The following is an 11,403-nucleotide window of genomic DNA, read 5'->3' as shown; positions in this document are numbered from 1 at the left end:
CTTGAACTTGATCGAAAGCTAAAGCAGATCTTTTGAATAGTTCTTGAGCTTTCTCAGCAGCAGCTGTCAAACTCGCTAACACCATTGGGTCATTTAAATCTATATCTACAGTTTGAGCACCTGAACCACCTCCAAGCATACCAAAAGCGCTCAGGAATTCTGCTGCTCCTGCAACCATAGATATTCCACCATCTGTAAAATTAGCAACTCCGTGATAGACGAAGGGAATGGTTATCAATATGATAATAACCAAAATTGCCGCAATGGGTTTCATGATAACAGAAAATATTGATAATTTTCCTTCTTTTTTAGTCCAAAATCCTGTAGCTATTGCTGCGAAAAGAAATCCTAATGTAAAGGCTAAGATCTCAACAAAGAGCAGATCTACAATAGGTGCGGCTTGAATCATTAAATCAACTAATTCTTGAGTTTCAGGAGTGATTCCAAGTGAGGAATTTTCAAGAAGCACAGTAACTGGTTCTGAGAGGGCCGTGAATAGCCCAAATGGATTTGGAATAGCGCCACCAGTAATCGTGGTTAATAAAAATAGCCCTAGCCAAGAAATAGGAGCTGTAATTATCGTCAATAATCCCATAAGTTTTGATCGGGTGAGAATACCAGTTAGACAAAATGCAATGATTACTAATAGTAGTTCAACCTGCATTAGTAATGGATTGGTTTTCGCTCCTAGTATTCCAAAGACTATGGCAATAATAATAGGAAAAATTATGGCTGCTAAAGCTGCTTGCCAAAGAGGTAATCCTTTTATTGTTCGTACGTCATCTGATTCAGTTTCATACATAGTTATTCACTTAAATAAAAGAGGATTTCTACTAGATTTTTTATATTGCTCTTTCTTAAAAGTAACTCAATAGAAAAATAATGCTTATTGTATTAATTTTGTAATTTACTTTGGAAATCTTCCCAAGAGTTAACTTCTATCCCTAATTCCAATGCTTTATCTAGTTTTTTCTTACCTGCTTTTTCACCAGTCACTAATAAATCCAAATTTTTTGATATAGAAGATGACCATTCATACCCTAGTGATTCAACATATTTTTGGACTTCATCTTTGGTCATTCCCCCTATTTTTCCGGTGATATAGATTTTTTTTCCTTTACCAACTAATTTTTGGGAGTTAGATGATTCTTTGAATTCCTCAGGTCGTAAAAAGGCAGTTAATGGTGTTCCTTGAACTGAAGTATGTTTTTTCCTTTTATAATCTTTTCTATATAGAATTCTTATACCTTTTTCAATTAATTCGTCACCGAGATTTGGATTTTGAACTCCTTTTAGGATATTTGTTGCTGTTATTTCAGAGATACCTTCAAATTGAATTAATTGCTGAATGGTCGTCTTTTTTAATTCCTCAAATGAGGAATATTTTGAAGCAAGAACCTTTCCCATTTTTTTGCCTAAAGATTCAATTCCAAGTCCTGCAAGAAAAATTGCAAATGGAAGTTCCCGAGTTGACTTGATACTTTGATAGATTTTTTCCCCATTCTTTCCTAAATGAGTAATTAATTTCGATTTTGTGAGTTTGGGATCATACAAATCAGAAAAATGCTTTATTAAACCTTCATCATACAATTTAGTGATATTTTTTGGGCCTAATCCTATTATTTCAGTAGTCTTTACCCAATGTCGGATTTGTTGAATTTCTTTTTCACGACAAGTTACTCCAGTGCATACTAGATTTACTCCCTCTCTTCTAAGATTCGATTTGCAAGAAGGACATTGATTTGGTAATTTGATATTGTTTGTTCCTTTTTCAATTATATCGGTTATCTTTGGGATAACGTCTCCTGATCTTATTACCATAATAGTATCCCCAGGAGCTGCGTTCAGATTTTCAAGAAATTCAGCATTATGAAAAGTTGCACGACGGATTTCCGCTCCCATTATTTTAACAGGTTCAATTTCCGCTACAGGGGTTAAAACACCAGTTCTACCCACCTGCCAAGTGATTTTTTTAATAATTGACTTCTCTCCATCACTAGAAAATTTTAAGGCAATCATCCATTTAGGGTGATGTTCAGTAGAACCTGATAGATTCCTACTCTTTGCTTCATTATATTTAAGAATTAATCCATCAATCTCAAAATCGAGTTTCGATCGCTTAGACTCTACATCTTTAAAAATTTTAGAAATATTTTCAATAGTTGGTGATTCAATTGTTGTTAAATAGGCTGTTGAAAACCCCCATTCCTTCAGGATTTGATGCTTTGCTAGAAGATCAGAATTCTCTCTATAACCTATTAATTCGAAGGCACGGAATTTAAGTTTCCTCTTTTCTAGTAATTTTAAATCTTTTTGCTTTAAAGTTCCAACTGCAAGGTTTCTTGGACTATTATAATCCGTTGGTTCTTCCTTATTTATTCGATTAAACTCGGAGATAGGCATAAATAATTCCCCCCTTATATTAATTCTCTCTTTAATTGGAATTTCTTTTGGAATTGATTTTATTTTCATAACTTGAATCGTAGAATCATCACCAGCTAGACCATTACCACGAGTTGCTGCTTGGAGGAATCTTCCATTTAAATAAGTTAATGATAATGAAAGTCCGTCAATTTTATAATCAATTGATATTGAATTTCCATTGCTCCATCGAAGAATGTCATCAATGTTATTAGCTTTTTGGCATGAAAGCATCGGAGTATCATGAGTTACTTTTCCTCCTTCTGGCGTACCTACGATGAAAAGAACAGGGTTGTTTGGGTCCAATTCTCTAAGCTTGTTTTCAAGGGCATCATAGGCTTCATCAGAGATTTCAGGCTCACCATCATAATATTTCTTTTTATGATAAAGAATTTGTTCTGTAAGCTTCATAATCTCTCCTTTGATTTCTTCTTGACTCATATCCATCCTGATTGGAACCTTTAATATTTTGTTTTATAGCTTAGTAAGATAATTTAAAAATAAATAGACTGGAAGATACAAAAATAAAAAATGTTGGGCTCGACAAATGGAAATTGATTTGTTACTGAAAATAGGTGGTTCTACCATCTCGGACAAGACACTTCTTTATAATGCATTAAAAAGTAATGACCAAGAAGATATCAAGAATGCACTTAATATCGATCTTTCAACGATTAATCAAGTCGTTGAAGAGATAAAAAATGGATATACCCATGCAAAAAGGATGATTATTATTACAGGAGTTGGATCTCCAGGGCATTTTACTGTTCTTAAGCATCAATTACATAAAGGCAATAATGGTTCAATAGAACAGCATTTAGGGTTAGTTAAGGCTCAAATCGAAGTAAATAAAATACGACAACTTTTATTAGAAGTTTTTTTAGAAAATAGTCTTCCTGTAGTACAATTTTATGCTTCTAGTATGTATATATCTGATAAAATGCGAATTCAAGTTTCTTATATTGATAATATTACACATTTTCTAAATTTAGGAATGATTCCAGTAATTTCAGGGGATATGGTGCCTGATTATAGTATGGGGTATAGTGTTTTGTCAGGGGATCAAATAATTGCTGATTTAGCATATAGACTCAAACCTAGAAGAATAGTTTTTGGATCTGATATTGATGGATTATATGATCGTGATCCCAAGATTGATACAAAAGCTCATTTTTTTAATGATTTGAATTTAGAACAAATAAATAGCCTAATTAATAAATTAAGTGAAGGTGACGCTTCAGGACAGATGAAAGGGAAACTAATCGAAATTAAAAATCTTCTTCATTCTGGAGTACCAGAGGTCATTTTATTGAATTTAAAGCGGAAAGGAGTCTTAACTGCCCTTTTAAATGGCCAAAAGGAGAAATATACTCGTTTTCATTCATAAAAAATTAAATATTATTAGTATTCTTATTTTTGAAGGTTTAGTATCTCTAAAATTGTTTTTATATCAGATTGTTTCGAAAAAGATAAAATTGGAAGGTTGTCTAAGCTATTTAAGGTCGAATCAGCTATTTTCCCTGTTATGAAGAGAGGTTTTTGATTGAAATATCTTATTTTTGTACTCAAATAATCATCCTTATCAAAACAGGAATAAATTAAGGGGATTTTCTCACTTTCATCTGCTGGATAGCTTTCACACAGTAAAATTTCTAGATCAGAAGGTAGAAATTCTTTTAATATTTTCAAATTCGTTCTAGATTTTTGTGGTTTATAAATAACAGTTTCAAAAGGGGAAGCTGAAATAATTATCTTTGCATTTGTCACCTTGAATATTTTTGAGTCTTTTTTATCTAAATCAAAATCATATCTATGATGCATGAATTTTATAATAGCAAATTTGAGATTATATTGAGTTAGAATATTAGATAACTCTATTATAGCTGTGGTTTTTCCTGAATTTCTACTTCCAACGATACCAAGAGTTCTAAGATCCAATTTTCAAATTTCCTCCCTATATTAAGGAAAATCCTTCTTTAATTATATTAGATATAGTATAAAATAGATTAAAACTCCACCAAACACAATTAATCCGCCTATTGTACCTCCAAGAACCCCAAGGATTGCAGCAATAACCATCCATGTTGCTGTTTTCTTTTCATGTGGTTTTTGTTGAACTGAAACAACTAGAATTCCAATACCTGCTATAATTGAAACCATACTAAAAAAAATCATAAATTCGACAGACAGGCTTATATAATTTAGTAAAAAATAAGTTTCAGGTGCGGTTTGCTTAAGTAACCCAATTACACCGTATAAGATCATAAATAATCCACCAAGAGCAACAAGTACTACACTGATTAATGATCCATATCGATGCCATTTTGATTTATATCTTCGTTTCGTCAATTTATAATCTTCCTAGGGTTTTTTCCTTTTTTTGATTTGCTTGAGTGCAAGTCTTGATAATATTATTGTGTTTCTAAATTATTTTATACTGGTTTTTGAAGATACTTACAGTTATTCAAGATAGATGGATTTATTACTTCTCTTTATTCTCTACGTATAAAAAATAAATAACTGAATCCTGAGAGACCTACCTTGGAATCGAACAAAAGAATCCCTTGGGAACAATATTTTATGAAAATTGCCTTACAAGTGGCGAGTAGAAGCACTTGCAATCGTAAACACATTGGTGCCGTTATTGTAAGAGATAAAACAATTCTTTCAACAGGTTATAATGGTTCAATACGAGGTTTGGCTCATTGCGATGAAATTGGTCATTTGATGGAAAATGATCATTGTGTACGAACTGTACATGCTGAATCTAACGCAATAGCACAAGCAGCAAAGAATGGGGTTACAATCAATAAAGCTGAAATTTACATTACAGCTTCCCCCTGTTGGACTTGTTTTAAATTGTTAGCAAATTCTGGTATTATTAGAGTAATTTATGGTGAGTTTTATAGGGATAATAGGATTTTTGAAGCTGCTCAAGAAGCAGGAATCGAATTGAAATTCCTTCCACTTCATTCTTCAGAGGTAAACATGTAAAAAAAAGAGAAGAAGGTTGCTTAATATCCCATCCTCCGAAGTATTAAACATTATACCTTTGAAAGTACTGATTGCGTGTATTTTTAATTCTTCGTCTATTCTTACGGATTTTTTTTACTATAGATCTTCTTTTGTCCTGTTTTCCTTTCAGATTATCCTTCAAAGATAAAGATTTATTAGTAGATGATCTTGATTTAATAATTATCGGTTTTGTTTGATGAGTTTCCTTCTTCTCTATTTTAGGTTGGTTAAACGAGGATTCTGGCTTCCTATTAGAAACAATTTTATGCTTCTTCATTGCCACGATTTTTCTCGTCTTTTCTTCTTCTTCAGCAAAGTATTGGGTCGCAATGTCTACTTCTGTGCGCCCTCGGTTTTTCTTTTTTGAATAGGCAGTCAAAGTAATCACCTGAAGTCAATTTCACTCTTCTTCATTTTAAGACGAGTGAATAGTAATCGTTGTTTGGTTCTCCCACATTCGAGGGAGCTAAATACGGTCTGATTTTTTCCAAATACTAGACTTGATCTTCAAATCATATTTAGATTTATCGATTTTGTCCTTAAGACATCATAGTATCCAGCGGAAGCTTGATGTCTATAATCTAATTGTTGTAACCTGATTTCTTATGTTTAAACTATTACAGATACGAATTATAAGCCTATCTCCCATTTATTCTCTTTAGGATAAAAGCTATAATTCAAGTCATTCGGTTAGGTGGAAGATATAAGATTCAATTTAGCGTTTGAATCTCTAGGTATATTAATCCTCATCAGATTTTTAAGATTAACCTTTTATTCAGCTATAAGACTGATTTTTCTGATTTTTAAAAAAGTAATTTTTTGATTGGGTTTATATATGAAAGAAAGCAAAGTAATTTTTTTTAATGGAGGTGGAACACTTTTTCAATTGAAAGGAACCAATCTTCCTTCATATTATTCACATCTTTTGTCTGAAATTACTGGCAAGGAAATTTCTCCTCAATTAGTTTTTCAGGCTTTTTCAAATGCTGAGCATTGGGCTTTATCTCGAACAAATTATTCTTTATTTAGTGATTTAGATCAGAGAAAGTATCAAAATATTTTTTATAATTCTCTTGGTTTTAAGAATAGAAAAACAATCAATTCTATTGAAAAAAAACTTGCTGATATGTTACAATTTGATTATATTTTAGAAGAAGGGGCAATGGAAGTCCTTATGCATTTGAAAGGAAAATATAGGCTAGGTTTGATCTCAAACTGGGATGAATCACTTTTAGAGATCCTAGCTGAATTAAATATACTAGAATTCTTCGAATCTATAACCTATTCTGAAGATGTAGGTACAAATAAACCATCTGAAGAGATATTCAGAATTGCTTTGTCGGATTTCTCAGGTATCAAAGCAAGAGAAACAGTATACATTGCTGATGACTATAAAACAGACATCATACCAGCAATGATGCTAAATATGAATGTTATTTTCTTTGATAAGGGTCCGAGAGGAATGCATGGAAGACCTTTTCAGCCTGAGGTTCGTTGTCCTCGTATTACACATCTGAAAGAAGTACTTAATTATTTCTAATATCTAATGGTTATTATTGGAATGAATTTTCATTTTAATGATAATAGTTATGACTTTTATTCAATATACTTCTTAATAGTACATGTTTTAGTATTGGATTATACTAATTATAATTGCAATATATTCTAAATTAACATGCGAGAGAGATTAAATGCTTCGGGATTTAACCCCAACACAAAAAAATTTATATTCTGGACTTATAGGGCATCGATTTTCTGTAATGCGGTTAGCAAAATTTCATTTCTCTGATTGGTTTGCTTCTTGTTCATTTGATGGCACAGTAAGAATATGGAATGGTAAGAATCAAGAAAAAGTTTTATTTAATTTTTCAGAAGCAATTGAAGGACTTGAAGTAATGCCAAATGATTCTGCAATTATTGTTATACTAGCAGATACTTCAAAAGCTTACATATACAATCTCGTTACGGATTCCATAGAATTGATAAGTGATTCTTTTGTCTTTAGGAATATTTTTGGGACAAATCCCTGTAGTCAATTAACCGCTTTTGCTACTTATGATGATGAAATACATTTTTATAATCACAAACAGAAAACAATTAGTGGTAATAAAGTTTTAGTTGAAAATTTGTCTGGAGACTCATTAGTTTGGATTGATGATAGATATTTAGCTGTTTCCAAACGCAATGGTCAAATTATTGTAATTGATAGTCAGAATAGAACAATCTTTAATGAAATTCTAGTTCATGATGGACTCATTACATCGATGTGTTTACATCGATCGAATCTTGTAACTGTTTCAGAGGATGGTACAGGAAAAATACTTGACTTAGATTTTAATCCTCAATTTGGCTTTAAAATAGATTTTACACCTTTATCAGTAGATTTTAACTCAAATATCGGTATAATTGCTGTAACCGGAGAAAGAAATCTCCTTATAGTAGATACTAAATCAAGAGAGGTCTTAAGTCTTCATCAAGAGCTTTCAGGTAGTAATGTTATAATCCTATCTTCAGGTGAAATTTTAAAAGGCACAGAGGAAAATAATATTTCACTCTTTACGCTTCAAGGTGATCTTAAATCAAAAATTTTAGGAAGATTCAATTCAGTTGAATCTGCTGTTTTTCTAGATGAGAATCAGATAATATTCGGTTCTGGAGATAAAAAAGTCCATTTATTAGATTTCAGAACAGGAAAGGAACAGATACTAGCAGTACATAATGAATCTATTTCCTCAATAATTTATCTTTCAATTCATAATTTAGTAATTGCTGGTTCATATGATGATTCGATTAGCATCTGGGATTTAACAAGAAATAGCTTAATTAAGAAGATAAAAGATGTGCCTTTAGTTTCTGTATTAGCATCCAATCCTTCTCAGGAGGTTTTTATCGCTGCTTGTAGTGGAGATAATAGTATTCGTGTCTTTTCTTTAGATGGCATTGAGATTAATTCTTGGGAAGCACATACAGATTATATTCGTTCAGTTCGTTTTATGAATGATGATATAATAATTTCTGGTTCTGATGATAAATCATTAAAGTTTTGGAAAAAAGATGGAAAATTACTTAGTTCTATTACCCTAGAGTCCCCAATTAGAGTTATTGAAACAGTAACTGATCTAGACTTTTATATAACTGGACATCTAAACGGAGAATTAAATTTTTATGAAAAAATCTCTAATCGTCGTCGTGCACACCACAAAGAAGACCTTCCAATTCAACAAATAAAAATAATTGATCCTTCAACGATTTTATATGCTTCTCAAAATAGATTAATCAGTATTATGTATACTGGATCACGTGTTGAGGATCATCAGGAGATTTGCCAACATATTGAACCAATTAAAGCTATTAAATGGTTAAAAAAGCCAAAAAAAGTGATTTCTGTAGGCTATTCTGTGGACATCAATGAAACTATATTTTCTAAACTTGAAATAAAAGTTGAGGAATTTACTAAATCTGAAGCATTTATAGAGTTTGCTCCCACTGAACAATCTGAAAGAGAGATAATTCAAAATAGCGAGTCTTTATTAACAACTAAAAACCAAAATATAGAATCACTTGAAAATATTTTGGATTACCTTAAAACTATCTCTTCACAGATGAAGGATCTTATAATCCCTAATCTTCAAGACTTTAATATTGATGCTATTCCACTTAGTAAAGAGGTTGAAAGCTTATTGAATAAAGTGAACATTAAATTAGAGAAAACGAAAAAAGAAGTAATAACTACCTCTGAAATCGATCCTAGGGATTCTACAGAAGAAGCTAAAAGCTCAAATTGGAAAAGCATAGATTGGGGAAAAAAGAGACAATCAAATAAGTGAAATTCATACTAATGATAGGATATTATATGATTTAATAAGCTCTCTATCTTTACAAATATAAATTGAACATATAATTCTTAGAAAGGAAGAAATCAAAAATGAAAGAAGAAAATTCAAATTTCAAGATCGAGTCAGAACATCAAAAAGAACGAAATTCAGTAAAAAGAGGGGAACAGGTATCAAAATACATGTTTGAAACTCTTAAAGAAATGTTTCTGACTTTGAGGAGTACTGAATTTCAATTTGCTAGGTCAGGCCTTATTATTACCATAATTCTTTCAATAATTTCTCTATTTCTAATATTTCTTCCTGGTATTGAGGTTGTTAATGGTAATCTTCGTTTTAATCTAATTCGTGTAAACTTATTTGCTATACCTATTAGTTTTATCGTAGCTTTTGTTGTGATTTATCTTTGGTTCTTATTAGGGCTAAAAATCACTCCTATTATCGCACATTTACTAGTAGATAATAAAATATTGAAATTTATATTTACAAAAGGTGATGTACATTATCTTGAATTTATTCCAGAAGAGAAGAGGAAAATTGCGATGCCTCACATTTTGAATAAATACATTGCTTTAATAATAGCTTGGGTTTCGGTTTCAGCCTTCTTGATGACCTTAATTGCTGGTTTAATTACAAATAATGATCCTGGAAGGATTTTAAACCCTGGAGGAAACATCCTGGAAGCGACATTATTGTTTATTATTCGAACAATCATTTTATTCATCCTTGTACCTTTAGTATTTACCCTGATTTATCCGCTCTCTTGGATGTTAATTGATGCAAAGCTGAAGGCTTATCAAAAGGGAACAAAATTAAATTGGTTTGTAGGACGAAAAGTTTCCTCAATAACGGGAGGTTTCATAACAATTGCAGCAGTATTTGGATTAGGAGCAAATGTTGTGTCTGAACCAACTTTTACGCTGCTTCAAGCTAGAGCTGAATTAATTCTTGGATTAATTTTCTTTTGCATAACTAATATCTCTCTTATTGTCATTTTAATTGCCTTATTTTATAGTATATTTTTCCAGGGTCGTTTTTATCAAGAAATATGTGATTCTATTAATGTAGGGTTCGGAATAACCTCTGTAACTCTAGTAGATACCCATGGAAGTCCATTGATCCAAAATGATAAAGTTCTTCCTAAAAAAGAAAAAGAAGAAAATAATTTTGACTCTCTCTTTTCTTCTCAGAAGGAAGAATCTGTATAATATAATAAAAGTGAGAGATTATTTTTGGGCAAATTGTTTGGAAGTTCAGGAATACGAGGAAATTTTGAGTTTGTTTCACCAAAATTTGCATTTGAACTAGGATTAGCAGTTGGTAGTTTCGACTTTTTTGCTTCTAGTCATACTTTTATAGCTTCAGACATTCGTTTAACCTCAGATGTGCTGAAGTCATCTTTTATTAGTGGATATAATTCTATGGGGAAAAATATAGTAGATATTGGTAAAGTTCCTACACCAGTAATTTCTTTTATTTCTAAAATGTATGACACAATGGGAATTATGATTACAGCTTCCCATAATCCCCCTCAGAATAATGGATTTAAGTTTTTTTTGGACGGAGGAGAAGGTGGACAACTTTTTGAAGAAAAAGTTGAAAATTTTCTACAGTCTAGGTTTAAAATTGGAAAATATAATCTCAATGTAGCATGGGATTCAGTTGGGGTAAATAATTATCAATCCCCAGATGATTACATTTCTAGTTATCTTGATTATCTTTTAAAATCTGTAAAAATAAAACAGAAACCACAAACAATTTGTGTTGATTGCGCAAATAATGTTCCCAGCCTTTTATTACCCAAAGTATTACAATTAATTGGTATTAAACGCGTTATTACTCTAAATGAGAAGTTAGATGGATTTTTTTCTGGCAGACCTAGTGAACCTACTGATGCTAACCTATCTAGTCTTAAAGAGACTGTCGTGAATGAAGGAGCAGATATTGGTATAGCCCAAGATGGTGATGGTGATCGTTTTGCTATTATCGATGAGAATGGGAAGTTCATATCTTCAACTGCTATGATTTCCTTTTTTATAGATCATTTAAACTTTTCAGATCCTAAAAGAAGGAAAGTTATATTAACAGTTGATTGTACTTCTGACGCAATAGACTCTGTTAAAAGACACAATGG

The 11,403-nt window shown here is 31.6% G+C and carries 10 protein-coding genes and 1 pseudogene; 6 read left to right on the top strand and 5 right to left on the bottom strand.

Annotated elements, in window-relative coordinates; all coding sequences use genetic code 11:
* Window positions 1-802: hypothetical protein (locus ACWVCY_RS04990; RefSeq protein ID WP_455140781.1), on the bottom strand; the 802-nt coding region annotated here is incomplete at its 3' end.
* 92 nt (window positions 803-894) lie between these two features.
* Window positions 895-2,862 carry an NAD-dependent DNA ligase LigA gene (gene ligA, locus ACWVCY_RS04985; protein WP_455140779.1) on the bottom strand — a complete coding sequence of 656 codons (1,968 nt, stop codon included), beginning with the start codon at window positions 2,860-2,862 and terminating at the stop codon, window positions 895-897.
* A gap of 106 nt (window positions 2,863-2,968) precedes the next feature.
* Between ligA and ACWVCY_RS04980 the strand changes: the two genes are divergently transcribed.
* On the top strand, window positions 2,969-3,808 hold the full coding sequence (locus tag ACWVCY_RS04980; protein ID WP_455140778.1) for an isopentenyl phosphate kinase: 840 nt from the start codon (window positions 2,969-2,971) through the stop codon (window positions 3,806-3,808).
* Between the two features lie 23 nt (window positions 3,809-3,831).
* Here the strand turns inward: ACWVCY_RS04980 and ACWVCY_RS04975 are convergent, their stop codons facing one another.
* Entirely contained in the window at window positions 3,832-4,359 is a 528-nt protein-coding gene (locus ACWVCY_RS04975; RefSeq protein WP_455140777.1) for a molybdopterin-guanine dinucleotide biosynthesis protein B, read from the bottom strand.
* Between the two features lie 42 nt (window positions 4,360-4,401).
* The gene (locus tag ACWVCY_RS04970; protein ID WP_455140776.1) at window positions 4,402-4,770 is read right to left on the bottom strand and encodes a hypothetical protein; all 369 of its coding nucleotides are present in this window, start codon (window positions 4,768-4,770) and stop codon (window positions 4,402-4,404) included.
* 192 nt (window positions 4,771-4,962) lie between these two features.
* Here ACWVCY_RS04970 and ACWVCY_RS04965 point away from each other — a divergent pair, with 192 nt between their 5' ends.
* A complete protein-coding gene (locus ACWVCY_RS04965) occupies window positions 4,963-5,415 on the top strand; it encodes a deoxycytidylate deaminase (protein WP_455140775.1) in 453 nt (150 codons plus the stop codon).
* A gap of 43 nt (window positions 5,416-5,458) precedes the next feature.
* On the opposite strand, the gene ACWVCY_RS04960 is transcribed toward ACWVCY_RS04965, so the two are convergent.
* The gene (locus ACWVCY_RS04960; protein ID WP_455140774.1) at window positions 5,459-5,815 is read right to left on the bottom strand and encodes a hypothetical protein; all 357 of its coding nucleotides are present in this window, start codon (window positions 5,813-5,815) and stop codon (window positions 5,459-5,461) included.
* A 456-nt stretch (window positions 5,816-6,271) separates the two neighbouring features.
* On the opposite strand from ACWVCY_RS04960, the gene ACWVCY_RS04955 reads away from it, so the two are divergent.
* From ACWVCY_RS04955 to ACWVCY_RS04940, 4 genes and pseudogenes are all read left to right on the top strand, one after another.
* The gene (locus ACWVCY_RS04955; RefSeq protein WP_455140773.1) at window positions 6,272-6,976 is read left to right on the top strand and encodes an HAD family hydrolase; all 705 of its coding nucleotides are present in this window, start codon (window positions 6,272-6,274) and stop codon (window positions 6,974-6,976) included.
* A gap of 151 nt (window positions 6,977-7,127) precedes the next feature.
* On the top strand, window positions 7,128-9,263 hold the full coding sequence (locus ACWVCY_RS04950; RefSeq protein WP_455140772.1) for a WD40 repeat domain-containing protein: 2,136 nt from the start codon (window positions 7,128-7,130) through the stop codon (window positions 9,261-9,263).
* Between the two features lie 98 nt (window positions 9,264-9,361).
* Window positions 9,362-10,477, top strand: coding sequence for a hypothetical protein (locus ACWVCY_RS04945; RefSeq protein ID WP_455140770.1), 1,116 nt, complete (start codon window positions 9,362-9,364; stop codon window positions 10,475-10,477).
* Window positions 10,478-10,501: 24 nt separating this feature from the next.
* Window positions 10,502-11,403, top strand: a pseudogene (locus ACWVCY_RS04940) (hypothetical protein); the annotation flags it as partial.

This window comes from Candidatus Hodarchaeum mangrovi (genome assembly GCF_975850365.1).
The sequence above is the reverse complement of the archived record's forward strand: the minus strand, read 5'-3'. Positions and strand labels throughout refer to the sequence as shown.